Below are 15289 nucleotides of genomic sequence, written 5' to 3'. Positions count from 1 at the left end.
CCATGATCGGGTCGGGGGAAAGCCGCCTCGCGGTGGCAATCCGGCGTATCGGAGCTTTCGTGCTGGCGGCGACCCTGACGGTTGCCGCCGCTTCCATGTTTGGCACGGTGGTTCAGTCGGACGGGTTTGACTGGGTTGACGTCCTGCGCATCGCGCTGATCGTCATCACCGCATTCTGGCTGGCCTGGGGTGCCTGTACTGCGCTGCTGGGCGTGCTTTTCACCCCGCCGCAGATGCCGGTGCTGCAGGGCCGCCCCGTGGGCCGCACGGCCATTCTGGTGCCGGTCTACAACGAGGACACAGGGCCGGTCTTCGCCCGTATTGCAGCCATGTACCGCTCCATCGAAGCCGCCGGCTACATCGATCTTTTCGATGTGCATGTGCTGTCGGACTCGACCAAGGCGGCCAGTGTCGCTGCCGAAAACGAGGCCTACCGTTCGGCCCTGATCAGTCTCAAGGCGGGCGGGCATCTCTATTACCGCAACCGTAGTCCGAATGTCGGCCGCAAGGCCGGCAATATCGCCGATTTCATCCGCACGTCGGGCGGTGCCTATTCCTACATGCTGGTGCTGGACGCCGACAGCCTGATGCGCGGGGAGACCATCGTCGAGATGGTGCGCCGCATGGAAGCCGAGCCGAAGCTGGGGCTCCTGCAGGCCCTGCCGCAGGTCATCGGTCTCAGCACGCTCTTCGGCCGCATGCTGCAGTTCTCGGCCGCCTTCTATTCCCCGGTCTTCACCCGGGGTGTGGCGGCACTGCAGGGCTCGGAAGGCCCATTCTGGGGCCATAATGCGCTCATCCGCGTACGGGCCTTTGCCGAAAGCTGCGGAATGGGCGCGCTGACCGGCAAGCCGCCCTTCGGCGGGCATATCCTCAGCCACGATACGGTGGAAGCGGCGATGCTGGCCCGTGACGGCTGGACCGTGCGCGTCGACCCGGATCTGGAAGGCTCCTATGAGGAGGCTCCGGCCAATATCGTCGCCTATGCCAAGCGTGACCGGCGCTGGTGCCAGGGCAACCTGCAGCACGCCCGGCTGCTGATCGCACCGCGCTTCCGCCTGTGGAGCCGCATCTCGATCCTGCAGGGCATCTTCGCCTATCTGTCCTCGCCGATCTGGCTGATCTTCATCATCGCCAGCCTTGCCGCGCCGCTGTTCGCGCCGCCGCCGGTCTATTTCGATGCGTCCTCGCCCTTTCCGGTGTTCCCGCATCCGGAGACGACCACGGCGCTGGCTCTGCTGTTCGGTGTGGTGGCGCTTCTGATCCTGCCCAAGGCCATCCTGCTGGTGCGGGCGCTGGTACGCGGAGATTCCCGCAACTTCGGCGGTGCCCTCTGCGTGACGCTGACGGCGTTTCTGGAGCTTGTCTTCACCTCGATGCTGGCGCCGGTGCATATGATGTTCCAGAGCCGGTCGGTGCTGCAGATCCTGCTCGGGGCCGATTCCGGCTGGCCTGCAGCCGACCGTGCCGATGGCTCCATGTCCTTCTGGGACAGCATCAAGGCCACCTGGTGGATGGCGATCGGCGGGGCTGCCGCCTTGGTCTTTGCCCATAATTACACACCGGACCTGCTGCTCTGGCTGATGCCGATTGCCCTGCCGCTGGTGCTGGCGCCAATCCTCGTGTTTCTCACCTCGTCCGTGCTGATGGGGCAGGCCTTCCGCCGTCTCCGCCTGTTCGTCACGCCTTTCGAGATGACCCCGGAGCCGGTGATCGCCGATCTGGAACGCACGCTGGAAGCTGGCGCCAATGCGCCCACGACGCCGCTTGCGGCCAAGGCCGTGCAGGCGGTCTGAGCCAGGCAGTGAGTTTTTGACAGTCAAGGCGCGGGGGCAGCTTCCGCGCCTTTTTTCGTTGGAGGCGTTCCCCGTGCCAAAGGTTGAAAAAAGGTGCCAAAAATGATACCTGAATGAGTGCGGACAGGAGGTGTTCTCATGCAGCGTATCGAGGCGAAAGTAGCCGTCAGCGTTTCCGAACTGAAGAAAAGCCCTTCCGCTGTGCTGGAACAGGCGCAGGGAGAGACGGTCGCCGTGCTCAATCACAACCGCATCATGGCTTACATGGTGCCAGCCAGCGTGTTCGAGACGATGATCGAGCGTCTGGATGATCTGGAGCTGGTCAAGGTCATCGAGAGCCGTGCCGGTGAGACACCGGTTCGGGTTTCACTTGATGAGCTATGAGCTTCAGTTTCTGCCTTCCGCGTTGAAGGAATGGAACAAACTGGGCGCAACGATCCGGGCTCAGCTGCGCAAGAAACTGGCCGAGCGCCTGCAGAACCCGCGTGTTCCGGGCGATGCTCTGCATGGCCTGCAGGACCATTACAAGATCAAGCTCCGCAGCGCAGGCTACCGGCTTGTCTACCGTGTCGACGACCTCGTGGTAACTGTCACTGTGGTGGCCGTTGGCCGCCGTGACAGGAGTGAAGTCTACAAGGACGCATCAGACAGGCGGAAGGGGTTGGCCTGATGCCGGAAACTCCTGGTGGTCACATCCAATGCCCCGCCTGTGTGAAAACGCCGCGCAGGCCCTGCAAAGGCTCGCCAGCGGAACAATCGCGGGCTAGAGTGCGCGCATGATTGATGTTTCAGCCATGTGGGCGGATCTTTTCGAATTCGCCGGACTTCTCAACCCGATCGCGCTCGTGATCGGCGCGGTCATGGGCTATTTTGCGGCCCAGCGGCGTCAGATCATCATCGCGGCCTTTGCCGCAGCGGTGTTTTCGCTGATGGCTGACGCGCTGCTGCGCTCCATCGGGCTGCCTCAGTTTGCAGCGCAGGCAGGTCCGCTCGCCGCCTTTCCCTTCCGGTTTGCTGGCGGCGGTATTCTGGCTCTGGTGGTGCATCTGGTCTTCCGGCGCAAGGCGCAGAAGGCCTGAGGTCCGCATTCTGCCAGGCGGTATGGATCAGCCGTAGCGGGCCCATTCCTTGAAGAGATTGGCATTCGGGCAGATCGCAGGGGCATGGGCGGCACCTTCCGGATGCGCGTCCAGCCACTCGCGGCATTCCTTGGTGTGGCCGCAGCTGAGGCAGCGGGTGGCTGCCACGCGCAGGTCATTTGCGCCGCTGAAACCCGTGTTTGGCTTGTTGACGGCACCGATGGCGCTCATCATGCGGCCCATCAGTTCGGCACGTTCGTTCAGTCTGTCCATCCAGCTCATGCAACTTCCTCCTGCCGGGCAGCCCCGGATTTGGCTCATATTTCTCCGGCAAACAGCTTTGCGCCTTGACCCCGATCAAGCCAGGCCGAACAATGTGAGGGTCAGTGAGCGCAAATTCGGGGAAGGGCGCATGCGGTGACGCAGGTTTCAACCGGCCAGGTGACGGCTCCCCAGACAGCGGCTCCAGCGCTTGAGGCGCTGCCCGCCGGTGCGCAGTTGCGCGGTCAGGTGGTCAGCAGCGCGCCTGAGGGCATGATGCGGCTTGTGGTCGGTTCTGCCCGGCTCGACGTGAAGGCGGATCTGCCGCTGCCCGCCGGAACGCCGGTGCTGATCGAGGTGGAACAGCCGGCCCCTGCAATGCGGCTGAAGGTGAGCGCCGATGAAGCAGCGCTGCAGGTGCGCGGCCAGCCGCAGGCGAATGCGGGGCAGAGCAGTGGGGCAGGGGCAGGTGCCAGCCCGGCCACAGGTCTTGCTCCCGGTCAGGCAACGTCCGATGCAAGCCTTCAGGCCCAGCAGCTCAAATCCGCCGCCGCGCTGGCTCAGGCAGCAGGCGGCGCCACACCCGCACAAGCCGCGCTTCAGACCGGAACGGCTCAGGCCCGGCCGGTGCTGGCCAATGTCGATCTGTCCACCTTTGTGCTGCTGAAGGCGGATCCGAGCGCTCCGGCGGCTGCGTCAGGACCGGGCCCTGCGGCCTCTGCGTCCGGCACTCCCGCTTCCGGTTCTCCAGCATCCAGTGCAGCAGCAACCGGTTCTGCGGCTGCTCCCGGCTCGCCTGCGGGCGGGCAGGCTGCTGCCTCTGCTCCGGCTGGAGGACAGGGTGCCGTTCAGCCTTCGCCGCAGGCAGGTGCGCAGCCGCCAGTACCTACAGTCGCGGACGCATCAGGGCGTGGTCAACCAACCGCTCAGGCACCCGTTGCAGGTGCGGCACCTTCGGGGACGGCACCGTCTGCGCCGGGCTCGGGGCAGGCAGCCGGCGCAGGAGCAGCAGCAGCAGCCGGATCTCCCGCACAGGTGTCTGCGGCAGGAACAATGCCCGCTCCTTCAGCTTCTGCCGGACCGGGCCAGATACCAGGTCAGATACCGGGTCAGACTGTGGGCCAGCCGGTTGGGCCCGGAACCAATCAGGCGGCCAATCCGGTGCCAGGCCAGCCCCAAGCTCAGGCCGCAGGTCAAGCAGCAGGCCCGCAATCGTCCGGGCAGCCGCCAGCTCCATCCTTGCCGTCCGCGCCACCATCTGCCGCTGCCGCAGCGGGTTTCGCCGCCGTAGGCGCTGAGGGCGTTGGTGCGGCAAAGCCCGCAGTCCCGTCCGCCGCCGGAATGCCGGCCGGAGCGGCCGTGCCTTCCGGGGCTGCTCCCGGTCAGGCCGCCACAGCTTCCGCTTCCGGCATTGGCGCTGGACCTCAAATGGCGCCGGGTCTTGGCCAGTCAGCCGCGGCAAATGCCGGTACCGCTGCCTCAACTGCAGCCGCCACCGGTGCACCAGCGCAGACCGCAGGCCCTGCTGCTTCCCCCGCCGCTGCTGGCTCCGCTTCCGGCATCAACAGGCAAATGCCAGCGCCCGCGTCTTCTGCAGACGCCTCTGCCGTCACGCCGTCTCGTGCCTCCCTGTCCGGTGCGCAGACGGAGGCGGAGCTTCAGGCGCTGGCGCGCGGCCCCGGACCCTTGACGGCGGCAGGTGAAGCCGCGCGGGCGCTGGATCCGCAGGCGCTGAAGGCGGCGCTTGCCGAACCGGCGCAGGCGCGCACGGTGCTGTCTGCGCTCATGGCCAGTGCCGGCAAACTGGACAAGGCTGCGCTTCCGCCGGCCGGACAGAAGCTGGTGGAAGCCTTGAAGGGCTTGCAGGCGGATGCGGACAGCCTGTCCGATCCGGCAAGACTGAAGGCTGCGGTGGATGCGGTTCTCGGGCTGGCAGCATCCGCTACCGGCGCCATGGCGGTCGGTCTGCAGCGCAAGGGAGATGTGCCGCAAAAGACCGACGGCCTGACCATGCTTCTGGTGCGGCTCGCAGGCCTTGCCGATGAGGCGCTGGCCGCCCAGCCGCAACTGCCCTCCGGCCGCAAGGGGGCGGCACAGGCGGGCCGCGGGGGCATGCCCTCCAGTCTTGACCCGGAAACGGCTACGGCGCTGGCGCAAAAGACCGGCGCCGAGGTTGGCGAGCGGGTGCGGCTGCAATCCGTTTCACGCATGGCGGCGGAATATCTGATCCGGGACATGGCACGGGCCGCGGGCAAGGGCACCGCCCAGGAAGGCCAGGCCGGGCAGGTCCGCGCCGTTTCGGGCGCGGCGGCAGGGGGCGCCCCGGCCGGAACGTCCTCCGGTGCACCGGCGGCGCGGCCTGTGGATGTGTCGCTGGATCTGCCGGTGCTGATTGACGGCCAGTCGCGGGTCCTCAGCCTCAGGATCTCGCGCGATCCGCAAAATCCTGATGTGCCGTCCGATCCCAAGGGGCCGGAATGGCGCGTGCGCTTCAGCCTTGATCTGCCCGAAGGCGGGCTGGTGGAGGCAGCGGCGGGTCTGCGCGGCACCAGCAGCTATGTCACGCTGCGCGCTGCCGAGGACGAAACGCTGGCCGGTTTCCTCAGCCGCCGGGAGACTTTGGCGGCGCTTTTTGCCGATGAAGGGCTGGAGCTGGAGGATCTGCGCATCCTGAGGGCAAAGCCTGAATCGGCTCCGGCCATTGCGCCTCTGCCGCTGGACCGCAGTTCATGAAGAAACCCGAAACGCCGGATGCCGCTCCGGAGGGAGCAGCGGCAAAAACACCGTCAAAAACTTTGGCAAGACCGCCCCGCAAGCTCGCCATCGCCCTGCATTATGACAACCGCAGCGCCCCGCGTGTTTCGGCCAAGGGCATGGGGCCGGTGGCGGAGCGGATCGTCGAGATTGCCCGGGAGGCCGGGGTCCCGGTCGAGGCAAACTCACCGCTGGCCGAGGCCCTGTCGCATCTGGAACTGGACGAGGAAATCCCCGAGGCGCTCTATCATGCGGTGGCGGTGCTGATCAGCTTCATCCTGCGCAAGGGCAAGGCCCCCAATCCGCCGGGGTGAGGGCAGGCGGGTTTCATCTGCAATTTCCAGCGGCCGGGCGGGCTCTCCCTCTTGCAGGCAGGGCAAATCCCGTCTAGGCAACAAGGGCGTGCGCCGGCGCAGCCAGACCTCCGGAAACGGGCGGGAAAGGCCTGTGCGGCAGACGCGCAACCCGCCGGAATTTGAACAGGATTAGAGATCAGATGACGATTGTCGAGGCACGCAAGCCCGATCCGAAAAAATTCATCAAGGGAGCCACCGGTGACTGGGAAGTCGTGATCGGCATGGAAGTCCATGCGCAAGTGACCTCCCAGGCCAAGCTCTTCTCGGGCGCCTCGACGGAATTCGGCAATGATCCCAATGCGAATGTCAGCCTCGTTGACGCGGCCATGCCCGGCATGCTGCCCGTGATCAACGAGGAATGCGTGGCACAGGCGATCCGCACGGGCCTTGGTTTGAAGGCGCAGATCAACCTGAAGTCCGTGTTCGACCGGAAGAACTATTTCTACCCGGATCTGCCGCAGGGCTACCAGATTTCCCAGTTCAAGCAGCCGATCGTCGGCGAGGGCGTCATCATCCTCGACATGCCGGACGAGCGCGTGGAAGTGGGCGTCGAGCGTCTGCATCTGGAACAGGATGCGGGCAAGTCGCTGCATGACCAGCATCCGACCATGTCCTTTGTCGACCTGAACCGCTCCGGCGTGGCGCTGATGGAAATCGTCTCCAAGCCGGACCTGCGCTCGGCGGACGAGGCCAAGGCCTATCTCACCAAGCTGCGCATCATCCTGCGGTATCTGGGCACCTGCGACGGCAACATGGACCAGGGCTCCATGCGCGCCGACGTGAACGTCTCCGTGCGCCGCCCGGGCGAAGGTTTCGGCACGCGCTGCGAGATCAAGAACGTCAACTCCATCCGTTTTGTCGGTCAGGCCATCGACTATGAGGCCCGCCGCCAGATCGCCATTCTGGAAGACGGCGGCTCCATCGATCAGGAAACCCGCCTCTATGATGCGGTGAAGGGCGAGACCCGCTCCATGCGCTCCAAGGAAGAGGCGCATGACTACCGCTATTTCCCGGACCCGGACCTTTTGCCCCTGGAGTTCACGCAGGCCTATGTCGATGAGCTGGCACAGCACCTGCCGGAACTGCCGGACGACAAGAAGGCCCGCTTTGTTGCGGACTATGGCCTGACGCCCTATGACGCCGACGTGCTGGTGGCCGAGAAGGTGTCGGCGGACTTCTTCGAATCCGTTGCCAAGGGCCGCGACGCCAAGATGGCGGCGAACTGGGTGATCAACGAGCTGTTCGGCCGCCTCAACAAGGAAGGCCTGACCATCGAGACCAGCCCGGTGAATGCCGGCCAGCTCGGCGGTATCATTGATTTGATCAAGGAAGGCACGATTTCGGGCAAGATCGCCAAGGATCTGTTCGAGATCATCTGGACCGAGGGCGGCGAGCCGGCAGCTGTCGTGGAAGCGCGCGGCATGAAGCAGGTGACCGATCTTGGCGCCATCGAGGCCGTCGTCGATCAGATCATCGCCGCCAACCCGGACAAGGTGGCCCAGGCCAAGGAAAAGCCGACGCTGCTCGGCTGGTTCGTCGGTCAGGTGATGAAGGAATCCAGGGGCAAGGCCAATCCGCAGGCGGTGAACGACCTGCTCAAGGCCAAGATCGGCATCGAGTAATCGCGCCATGTGATGACGCCTGTTTCTTAAGTTCTGCGCCCCGGACCATGGTTCGGGGCGTTTGCATGTGGAGTGGAGTTTATGGACGGGTTCCGGATTGAAAAGGCGCGCTCTGAGCATCTGGCGGATATTCTCGCCATCATCAATGCCGGTGCTGTCGGCGCAAGAGAAAACTATGAAAGCGGCGATCCGGAAGACTATCGCGCCGCCTTCGATGAGATCCTGACCGCACCCGAAACGGACATCTACGTCGTGCTCGGCGGGACAAGCGGTGAGGAGGTTCTGGCCACCTATCAGCTGACCTTCGAGAAGGGTCTGGCCTTTCGCGGCCGCGGCCGGGCGAGCCTTGAAAGCGTCCACACGCGGTCGGATATGCGAGGGCAAGGCATCGGCAAGGCGATGGTGAAACATGCCGAGGCTCTGGCGCGGGCGAGGGGCGTTGCCCTGATCCAGCTTTCCTCCAACCGCATCCGCCTCGATGCCCACCGCTTCTACCTGCGCGAAGGCTATGAGCAGAGCCATCTCGGGTTCAAGAAGATGCTTTGAGGTGCTGCGATGACCGAGGCAGTTGAAATAGGAACAGGTACAACAGTGAGCATCCGCATGAACACACCGGCGCATCCCGGTGGGTTTGTGAAGCATGAAATAATTGAGCCGCTGAAATTGTCGGTAACGGATGCGGCAAAGGTGCTGGAGGTGACAAGGCCCGCGCTTTCGGCCCTTCTGAACGAGCGTGCCGCGCTATCGCCTGAGATGGCGTTGCGTATTGAAAAGGCCTTCGGTGTTTCGATGGAGACACTGATGCGCATGCAGAACAGCTTCGACATTGCGCGGACGCGGCTGAAGTCTAACGAGATTATGGTGACCCGTTACGAAGGCGGTATCCCGGACGCATGACTTGCCGGGCGGGAGCGGCTGGCCTAGCTTGGCAGGTGAGAGCGGGCGCGTGCCCGCAATGATCCCCTGACTGGATCCCCCGACCGGATACCATGCCTGGAGCCCATGATGCCTGTGACCCAGACTGCGCCCATCGAACTGCATTACTGGCCGACGCCGAACGGCTGGAAGATCTCGATCCTTCTGGAGGAGCTCGGCGTTCCTTATGAGGTGAAATACGTCAATATCGGCAAGGGCGAGCAGTTCCGTCCCGAGTTTCTGGCCATTGCCCCGAACAACCGCATGCCGGCGATTGTCGATCCGGAAGGGCCGGGCGGCGCGCCCATTTCCGTGTTTGAATCCGGCGCCATCCTGCAATATCTCGGCCGCAAGTTCGGCGCGTTCTATCCGGCAGACGAGCGCAAGCGGGTCGAGGTGGACGAGTGGCTGATGTGGCAGATGGGCGGCTTCGGTCCGATGCTCGGCCAGAACCACCATTTCCGCATCTATGCGCCCGAAAAGATCCCCTATGCCATGGACCGCTATCTCAACGAGACGCACCGGCTTTACGGCGTTCTCAACAAGCGGCTGGACGGGCGCGCCTATGTTGCGGCAGATGAATACACCATCGCCGACATGGCCATCATTGGCTGGGCGCAGGGCTGGAAGAACCAGGGCATGGACCTTGAAGAGTTCCCCCATGTGAAGGCCTGGAAAGCCCGGCTGGAAGAGCGTCCTGCCGTGCAGCGCGGGCTTGCGGTTGGCCGTGAGGAACGCGAGCGTCAGGCTTCGCTGGCCGATGACAAGGACGCGCAGAAGGTTCTGTTCGGCCAGCGCGCCCGCTGAAGACATACTTCAGACAGAGCGGGCCGGTCTCTCAGTGGATAGACCGGCCTGCATAAGTTCAAGACATCACGGCGTCACTTTACCCGTGACCAGGTTTCGCCCTTGCAGATGAGGCCGCCCATGACGCAGCCTTCCAGCGTCATCTTGTCGGCGCCGTCCATCTGGATGAAACCCGTGTAGGTCTTGCCGTCCTCGGCATTGTAGACCTCGCCCTTCCACTGACCATCCTTGCCGGTCGGCTTCATGCCGAGCACGATCTGTGTGCCGAGCAGGGGCTTGCTCTGCCTGGCCGGATCCGGGTTCTTGATGTCGTTGCGCGGCTCTTTCAGCCAGATGATGGTACCGCAGAGATTGCCGCCGCAGGGGCCGATCTTGATGCGCGACGAACCGCTGGGGCGCGTCCATTCGCCTGAAGCATCCGCAGCATGAGCAGAGGTGGCCGGAAGCATCAGCATCAGGGAAGCAGCCAGCATCAGGCCGCCGCCGAGCGTTGCGGACAGGCTGCGGGCTGATGTGTTGCGGACAAGTGAAAGCATCATTGCGTGTCTCCTCCCAGTGGCATCCCGCTGTCTCCTCAAACAGGCTGGATGCCCTTTACGCAAAGGGAAGGCTATGCTGTTTCCTGTCTGCTGAAAAGCCGTGCCGTTAGGGAAGGCGGCAGCTAAATTTTCGCGGTTAGAAAATGCCCGTGTTCCACGCGGGCATGAGCTGTTTCCAATGGCACAGGTTCATCGGGCCTCAGCATCGGCAGCCGCAACGGCCGCGTGATAATGGCGGCGGATGTCCTCCAGATCGACACTCACCTTCGGCGTCTTCAGGTCCATCGACAGAAGCGTTTCCTCGATGATCCTTGCGACGGCAAAGTTGCGCACCCACTTGCGGTCAGCCGGGATTACGTACCAGGGCGCGTCCTTGGTGGAGGTGCGTTCCAGCGCCTCTTCATAGGCCTTGGTGTAGGCGTCCCAATGCTTGCGCTCGGTATAATCGGCCTCGCTGATCTTCCACTGCCGCGTGGGGTCGGTCAGCCGCACGGCAAAGCGTTCCAGCTGCTCTTCCGGGCTGATGTGCAGGAAGAACTTGAGAATGCGCGTGCCACTGGCCGTCAGAAGCTGCTCGAAGGCGTTGATCTGGTCATAGCGGGCACGCCAGACCTTTTCCTCCACCATCTCATGCACCCGCACCACCAGCACGTCCTCATAGTGGGAGCGGTTGAAGATGCCGACTTCGCCCTTGCCCGGCACGGCCCTGTGCACGCGCCAGAGGAAGTCATGCGCCAGTTCCTGCGCCGTCGGCTGCTTGAAGGAGGTTACCTTCACCCCTTGCGGGTTGAGGCCGGACATGACCTTGCGGATGGTCCCGTCCTTGCCCGCCGCATCCAGCCCCTGCAACACGACAAGCAGGGAGGAGCGGGCGTCCGCATAGAGCAGGAACTGAAGCCGCGCGAGCGATTGCGTGACTTCCGCCGTGCGCGCCTCTGCCGCGTCCTTGTCGTGCCCGTTGGGCTTGTCTGCCGTGGGCAGTGCGGACAGATCCACCTTCTGGCCCGGCTTCACCCTGAGGGATTCAAGCCAATCGCGTTCTTCCTGACTGCCGGCCATGCTGGTCTCCCGTATTTGCGTTGCCGGCTGACAATGACTGCCGCTGCCGTCAAAGGCAACAAGGCGGCAGCTGTCTCAGGGTCTCAGCCATTCCACCAGCAGGAGCGACATGCCCGGCACGGCGCAGACCACGGCAAGGCCGATGAGGCTGGTGACGAGGAAGGGCAGCACGCCCTGCGCCACCCGCTCCAGCGGCAGTTTCGTAATGTTGGCGGCCACATAGAGGTTGATGCCGACAGGCGGTGTGAACAGGCCGATGGCGAGATTGATCATCACCACGACGCCGAACCACACCGGGTCCCAGCCCAGATGCTGAGCCACCGGCAGGAAGATCGGCAGGCAGATGAACATGATCGTCACCGCATCCATGAACATGCCCGCAATCAGCAGAATGGCCATGATGACCAGCAGGATCACCCACTGATTGTCCGACAGGCCGAGAAGGGCCGCGGAATATTTGCCGATGACATCATCCACGGTGACGACCCAGCCGAAGAGGCTGGCATAGGTGACGACGAGCATCACCACCGCCGAGGAGGCGGCCGCATCGGCCAGCGACTGGTAGAGCCCGCGCAAGGTGAGCGTCCGGTAGATGAGACCGCCCACGAGAAGGGCATAGACGGTGGCGACGAGCGCGGCTTCCGTCGGCGTGAAGGCGCCGGAATAGATGCCGCCGAGGATGACAACCGGCGTCAGCAGCCCCCAGAAGCTGGAGACGAAGGAGCGGCGCAGGCGCTGGCCATAGGGCAGGCCTGCATCCGGATCGGCCGGCAGCAGGCGCTTCAGTGCTTCGGCTCCCTTGGCCGCATCGCCGCTGCGCGCAAAGGGCAGGGCGGCGAGCATCAGCAGGCCGAGAAACAGGCCGGGAATGATGGCGGCGATGAAGAGGCTCGAAATCGAGGCTTCGGCAATGACGCCATAGATGACAAGGCCGATGGAGGGCGGGATGACAATGGAAAGCGCAGCGCCGGTGCACACGAGCCCGGCGGCAAAGGCCTTCGGATAGCCGTCCTCCTCCATGCCCTTGATGATCAGCGGGCCGATGGCGGCAACGGAGGCAGGCCCCGAGCCGCTGACTGCGCCCCAGAACAGGCAGACGGTGGTGCCGACAATGCCCATGCCGCCCGGCAGGCCGCCGATGAGCACGCGGAAGAAGCGGATCATCCGTTCGGCAATGCCAAGGCTGCCCATCAGGGTGCCGGCGAGAATGAAGAAGGGGATCGCCAGCAGCGAATATTTGGCGATGCCGGTGGCGATGAGATCGCCCGCCATTTCCAGCCCGAAGCCGATGGACCACATGGCATAGAAGGCGGATAGCCCCAGCGCGAAGGCGACGGGCAGGCGCAGGGCCAGCAGCAGGAAGAAGATCACGATCATCTGCGTGCCCGCGCCCATATCTGACCAGAATTCAAGCATGGGCTTTTCCTTCGGCACAGAGCGTGCGCCAGCAGTCCAGGCTGTACTGGAGGTGGCGCAGCAGAATGAAGGCAAAGCCTATGGGCAGGGCGAAACTGTAATACCAGGCCGGGATCTGCAGCGCGTAGGAGCGCACACCGCTCTTCATCTGGCTCTGGACGAGATCGAATGTGTATTTGGCCGAGAGGGCCAGCAGCACGGCGGACATGAGCGTGGCGAAGATCAGCATTGCCTGGCGCAGCGGTTGCGGCACCATCTCGTAGATCAGGGTAACGGCCAGATGGTCGCCCTTGCGCGCAGCAACGGCGGCGCCGAACACCGTGAGCAGCAGGAAGCCGTTCGTCAGGATCTCTTCCGTCGAGGCGAGGGAATAGCTGGTGGCGTAGCGCACCACCACATTGACGAAGCCAAGCAATGTCATGCCGGCGAAGATGACGGCGCAGATGAGTTTTTCTGCCTCACGCAGCAGGAAGGACATGCGGACGGGCTCCACGGCTGGCAGACCGGATCTCCGGGCAGGCCCGGCGGATCAGGGATCAGACACAAGGCGAGGGGGAGCGGTGCGCCTGCCAAAGGGGCAGACGCACCGCACGGGCTGCCTATTGCTTGGCGGCGATGGTGTCCGTGAAGGTCTTCACCAGCTCGGGGCCGACTTTCTCCGACCACTTGTCGAAGGCCGGCTTCGTGGCATCACGGAAGACCTGGAGTTCCCCGGCCGTGGGCTCATAGATTTCCATGCCCTTTTCCTTCAGCAGCTCGATGCCGCTGGCGGTTGCCTGACGGGTGATGTCCTTCTGATAGGCCATGGCTTCGCTGGCTGCCTGCTGGACCTTGGCCTTGGTGGCATCATCGAAGCTTTCCCAGCGCTTGCGGCTGATGCCGAGGAAGACCGGGTCATAGGAATAGTGCCAGGTGGAGAGGTATTTCTGCACCTCATAGACGCGCTGGGGAATGATCACGGCACCGATCGGGTTCTCCTGTCCGTCCACGACGCCCTGCTGCAGCGCGGTGAAGGTCTCGGTCCACTGCATCTGCTGCGGGTTGGCGCCCAGGGCGTTCATGACGTCGATATACATCGGGCCTGCAACGCGCATCTTCAGGCCCTTCATGTCTTCGGGAGACTTGATGGGCCGCACGTTGTTGGTGACTTCGCGGAAGCCATTTTCGCCCCAGGCCAGCACGATGATATCGTGGGTGGCCATGATTTCCTTCATCTTCTCGCCCGGCGCGCCGTCCGTGGTCGCATCGACGGCCTCGTAGCCCGAATAGAGATAGGGCAGGGAGAAGACCGCCATTTCCGGCACCAGCGGCGTCACGTTGATGGCCGAGGTGACGACGAAGTCGAGGAAGCCGCGGCTGACCATCTCTGCCTGTTTCATCTGGTCGCCGCCAGAGAGGGACGCGTTCGGGAAGACCTTGACGTCATAGGCGCCAGAGGTCGCTGCGCTGAGCAGCTCGTTGAACTTTTCCGCGCCCTTGTGCCACGACGTGGCGTCGCCGGTGTTATGCGACAGGCGCAGGGTTTCTGCCGATGCCGTACCCATGAGGGCTGCAAGGGCAACGGTGGCCGTCAGTGCGAGCCGGTTCAGCTTCTCGAACTTCATTGTCTCTCCTCCACTTTTTGCCGCTCAGCGATGTTCGTTCCGTGAGCGTGCCGTCATGCTACCTGCAGCTTTATCCGGTCCTTTTGGCGTTGCTGTTTCCCTCCCGCATCGCCAAAAGGTCCATAATGTGGATCATCTGCAAGTCCAATCCGTTCCATGACAATAGCCTCTTGCGGCTCTTGAGCAAGAAGAAATAAGCTGGCTTTTGTGATGATGCAGAAAGGGCGGATTTAAGGTCCATAATATGAACCACTTGATGGCAACCTCCAGATGCTGAATGGCTCACAAAGCGTCGATCGTGCCCTGTCGCTTCTGTCGAGGGTGGGGCGGCATGCGGCAGCGGGTGCGCCGCTGTCCGTGCTTGTCGAGGAAAGCGGCCTCAACAAGCCGACGGTGCGCCGCCTGCTGCTGGCGCTGATCCGTGCCGGTCTTGTCGAGCAGGACCTGGTCACGCGCCGCTACTATCCGGGTGCGGAGGCCTATGTGCTGGGCATCATGGCGGCGCGGCGGTTCAGTCTGGTGGAAATTTGCCTGGAGAGCCTGCGGCGCCTGTCCCGCCGCTCGGAGGACACGAGTTTCGTGTCGCTGCGGCGCGGGTTGTTTTCGGTGTGCCTGCACCGGGAGGAGGGAGCCTATCCGGTGCGCACCCATGCGCTGCTGGCGGGGCAGGAGCATCCCCTTGGTGTGGGGGCCGGGTCGCTGGCCATGCTCGCCGCGTTGCCGGATGAGGAGGTGGCGCAGGTGCTGGCCGAGAATGCCCAGATCCTTGCCGAGCGCTATCCGGCCTTGCCGCCGGAGCGGATTCTTGAGCGGGTTGAGGAGACGCGCAAGCGCGGTTTCTCGGTCAATCCGGGGCTGATCTTTGCCAATTCCTGGGGCATCGGCGCTGCCTTGCGCCACCCGGATGGGCAGGTGATCGGCGCACTGAGCATTGCGGCCATCGACAGCCGCATGCAGGAGCCGCGCCAGCAGGAGCTGGCCGGATACCTGCATGAGGAAGTGCTGCGGGTGGAGGAGAAGCTCGCTGCCATGTTCGCCAGCCGGGAGCAAAAGGCCGCAGTGCGGGCCATAAGCGCCTGAA

The 15289-nt window shown here is 63.9% G+C and carries 17 protein-coding genes; 11 read left to right on the top strand and 6 right to left on the bottom strand.

Annotated elements, in window-relative coordinates; genetic code table 11:
• Positions 1–2: 2 nt before the first annotated feature.
• The 4 genes from mdoH (at position 3) to ACVNHC_RS05155 (ending at position 2875) form a co-directional block, all read left to right on the top strand.
• Positions 3–1796, top strand: a complete 1794-nt coding sequence (mdoH, locus tag ACVNHC_RS05170) for a glucans biosynthesis glucosyltransferase MdoH (RefSeq protein WP_457166618.1) — start codon at positions 3–5, stop codon at positions 1794–1796.
• A gap of 138 nt (positions 1797–1934) precedes the next feature.
• Positions 1935–2180, top strand: coding sequence for a type II toxin-antitoxin system Phd/YefM family antitoxin (locus tag ACVNHC_RS05165; protein WP_050471641.1), 246 nt, complete (start codon positions 1935–1937; stop codon positions 2178–2180).
• Positions 2170–2466: a type II toxin-antitoxin system RelE family toxin gene (locus tag ACVNHC_RS05160; protein WP_122519998.1), complete on the top strand. Its 297-nt coding sequence runs from the start codon at positions 2170–2172 to the stop codon at positions 2464–2466. The genes ACVNHC_RS05165 and ACVNHC_RS05160 overlap by 11 nt, the downstream gene beginning before the upstream one ends.
• A gap of 106 nt (positions 2467–2572) precedes the next feature.
• Positions 2573–2875, top strand: a complete 303-nt coding sequence (locus ACVNHC_RS05155) for a hypothetical protein (protein ID WP_050471639.1) — start codon at positions 2573–2575, stop codon at positions 2873–2875.
• Between the two features lie 27 nt (positions 2876–2902).
• On the opposite strand, the gene ACVNHC_RS05150 is transcribed toward ACVNHC_RS05155, so the two are convergent.
• Positions 2903–3157: a DUF6455 family protein gene (locus tag ACVNHC_RS05150; RefSeq protein ID WP_208977399.1), complete on the bottom strand. Its 255-nt coding sequence runs from the start codon at positions 3155–3157 to the stop codon at positions 2903–2905.
• Positions 3158–3292: 135 nt separating this feature from the next.
• Between ACVNHC_RS05150 and ACVNHC_RS05145 the strand changes: the two genes are divergently transcribed.
• The 6 genes from ACVNHC_RS05145 (at position 3293) to ACVNHC_RS05120 (ending at position 9590) form a co-directional block, all read left to right on the top strand.
• The gene (locus tag ACVNHC_RS05145) at positions 3293–5869 is read left to right on the top strand and encodes a hypothetical protein (RefSeq protein WP_457166617.1); all 2577 of its coding nucleotides are present in this window, start codon (positions 3293–3295) and stop codon (positions 5867–5869) included.
• Complete coding sequence (locus ACVNHC_RS05140; protein ID WP_457166616.1) at positions 5866–6204, top strand: EscU/YscU/HrcU family type III secretion system export apparatus switch protein; 339 nt, start codon at positions 5866–5868, stop codon at positions 6202–6204. The genes ACVNHC_RS05145 and ACVNHC_RS05140 overlap by 4 nt, the downstream gene beginning before the upstream one ends.
• A 182-nt stretch (positions 6205–6386) precedes the next feature.
• Positions 6387–7868 carry an Asp-tRNA(Asn)/Glu-tRNA(Gln) amidotransferase subunit GatB gene (gene gatB / locus ACVNHC_RS05135; protein WP_123194206.1) on the top strand — a complete coding sequence of 494 codons (1482 nt, stop codon included), beginning with the start codon at positions 6387–6389 and terminating at the stop codon, positions 7866–7868.
• Between the two features lie 81 nt (positions 7869–7949).
• Positions 7950–8414, top strand: coding sequence for a GNAT family N-acetyltransferase (locus ACVNHC_RS05130; RefSeq protein WP_050471635.1), 465 nt, complete (start codon positions 7950–7952; stop codon positions 8412–8414).
• Positions 8415–8423: 9 nt separating this feature from the next.
• Positions 8424–8765, top strand: coding sequence for a HigA family addiction module antitoxin (locus ACVNHC_RS05125; protein WP_457166615.1), 342 nt, complete (start codon positions 8424–8426; stop codon positions 8763–8765).
• Between the two features lie 108 nt (positions 8766–8873).
• A complete protein-coding gene (locus ACVNHC_RS05120; protein WP_186393541.1) occupies positions 8874–9590 on the top strand; it encodes a glutathione S-transferase N-terminal domain-containing protein in 717 nt (238 codons plus the stop codon).
• A 74-nt stretch (positions 9591–9664) separates the two neighbouring features.
• On the opposite strand, the gene ACVNHC_RS05115 is transcribed toward ACVNHC_RS05120, so the two are convergent.
• The 5 genes from ACVNHC_RS05115 to ACVNHC_RS05095 all read right to left on the bottom strand — a co-directional run bounded on the left by ACVNHC_RS05115 (position 9665) and on the right by ACVNHC_RS05095 (position 14208).
• Positions 9665–10129: a DUF2147 domain-containing protein gene (locus ACVNHC_RS05115; protein WP_457166614.1), complete on the bottom strand. Its 465-nt coding sequence runs from the start codon at positions 10127–10129 to the stop codon at positions 9665–9667.
• 189 nt (positions 10130–10318) lie between these two features.
• Complete coding sequence (locus ACVNHC_RS05110) at positions 10319–11188, bottom strand: polyphosphate kinase 2 family protein (protein WP_094461670.1); 870 nt, start codon at positions 11186–11188, stop codon at positions 10319–10321.
• Between the two features lie 75 nt (positions 11189–11263).
• Complete coding sequence (locus ACVNHC_RS05105; protein ID WP_164477545.1) at positions 11264–12604, bottom strand: TRAP transporter large permease; 1341 nt, start codon at positions 12602–12604, stop codon at positions 11264–11266.
• A complete protein-coding gene (locus ACVNHC_RS05100; protein ID WP_457166613.1) occupies positions 12597–13082 on the bottom strand; it encodes a TRAP transporter small permease in 486 nt (161 codons plus the stop codon). The genes ACVNHC_RS05105 and ACVNHC_RS05100 overlap by 8 nt, the downstream gene beginning before the upstream one ends.
• A gap of 121 nt (positions 13083–13203) precedes the next feature.
• Positions 13204–14208, bottom strand: coding sequence for a DctP family TRAP transporter solute-binding subunit (locus ACVNHC_RS05095; protein ID WP_457166612.1), 1005 nt, complete (start codon positions 14206–14208; stop codon positions 13204–13206).
• Positions 14209–14478: 270 nt separating this feature from the next.
• Between ACVNHC_RS05095 and ACVNHC_RS05090 the strand changes: the two genes are divergently transcribed.
• Positions 14479–15288 carry an IclR family transcriptional regulator gene (locus tag ACVNHC_RS05090; RefSeq protein WP_457166611.1) on the top strand — a complete coding sequence of 270 codons (810 nt, stop codon included), beginning with the start codon at positions 14479–14481 and terminating at the stop codon, positions 15286–15288.
• The last annotated feature ends 1 nt before the right edge of the window (position 15289 follow it).

Source organism: Pannonibacter sp. Q-1 (assembly GCF_054073275.1).
This window is presented reverse-complemented; position numbering and strand designations above follow the sequence as displayed.

What these genes read in the sequence shown, in the direction of transcription:
- ACVNHC_RS05155 (WP_050471639.1), top strand. Translation starts at nt 2,573, where the DNA reads ATGATTGATGTTTCAGCCATGTGGGCGGATCTTTTCGAATTCGCCGGA.
- ACVNHC_RS05110 (WP_094461670.1), bottom strand. Translation starts at nt 11,188, where the DNA reads ATGGCCGGCAGTCAGGAAGAACGCGATTGGCTTGAATCCCTCAGGGTG.
- ACVNHC_RS05165 (WP_050471641.1), top strand. Translation starts at nt 1,935, where the DNA reads ATGCAGCGTATCGAGGCGAAAGTAGCCGTCAGCGTTTCCGAACTGAAG.
- ACVNHC_RS05115 (WP_457166614.1), bottom strand. Translation starts at nt 10,129, where the DNA reads ATGATGCTTTCACTTGTCCGCAACACATCAGCCCGCAGCCTGTCCGCA.
- ACVNHC_RS05150 (WP_208977399.1), bottom strand. Translation starts at nt 3,157, where the DNA reads ATGAGCTGGATGGACAGACTGAACGAACGTGCCGAACTGATGGGCCGC.
- mdoH (WP_457166618.1), top strand. Translation starts at nt 3, where the DNA reads ATGATCGGGTCGGGGGAAAGCCGCCTCGCGGTGGCAATCCGGCGTATC.
- ACVNHC_RS05140 (WP_457166616.1), top strand. Translation starts at nt 5,866, where the DNA reads ATGAAGAAACCCGAAACGCCGGATGCCGCTCCGGAGGGAGCAGCGGCA.
- ACVNHC_RS05160 (WP_122519998.1), top strand. Translation starts at nt 2,170, where the DNA reads ATGAGCTATGAGCTTCAGTTTCTGCCTTCCGCGTTGAAGGAATGGAAC.
- ACVNHC_RS05100 (WP_457166613.1), bottom strand. Translation starts at nt 13,082, where the DNA reads ATGTCCTTCCTGCTGCGTGAGGCAGAAAAACTCATCTGCGCCGTCATC.
- gatB (WP_123194206.1), top strand. Translation starts at nt 6,387, where the DNA reads ATGACGATTGTCGAGGCACGCAAGCCCGATCCGAAAAAATTCATCAAG.
- ACVNHC_RS05090 (WP_457166611.1), top strand. Translation starts at nt 14,479, where the DNA reads ATGCTGAATGGCTCACAAAGCGTCGATCGTGCCCTGTCGCTTCTGTCG.
- ACVNHC_RS05105 (WP_164477545.1), bottom strand. Translation starts at nt 12,604, where the DNA reads ATGCTTGAATTCTGGTCAGATATGGGCGCGGGCACGCAGATGATCGTG.
- ACVNHC_RS05095 (WP_457166612.1), bottom strand. Translation starts at nt 14,208, where the DNA reads ATGAAGTTCGAGAAGCTGAACCGGCTCGCACTGACGGCCACCGTTGCC.
- ACVNHC_RS05120 (WP_186393541.1), top strand. Translation starts at nt 8,874, where the DNA reads ATGCCTGTGACCCAGACTGCGCCCATCGAACTGCATTACTGGCCGACG.
- ACVNHC_RS05130 (WP_050471635.1), top strand. Translation starts at nt 7,950, where the DNA reads ATGGACGGGTTCCGGATTGAAAAGGCGCGCTCTGAGCATCTGGCGGAT.
- ACVNHC_RS05125 (WP_457166615.1), top strand. Translation starts at nt 8,424, where the DNA reads ATGACCGAGGCAGTTGAAATAGGAACAGGTACAACAGTGAGCATCCGC.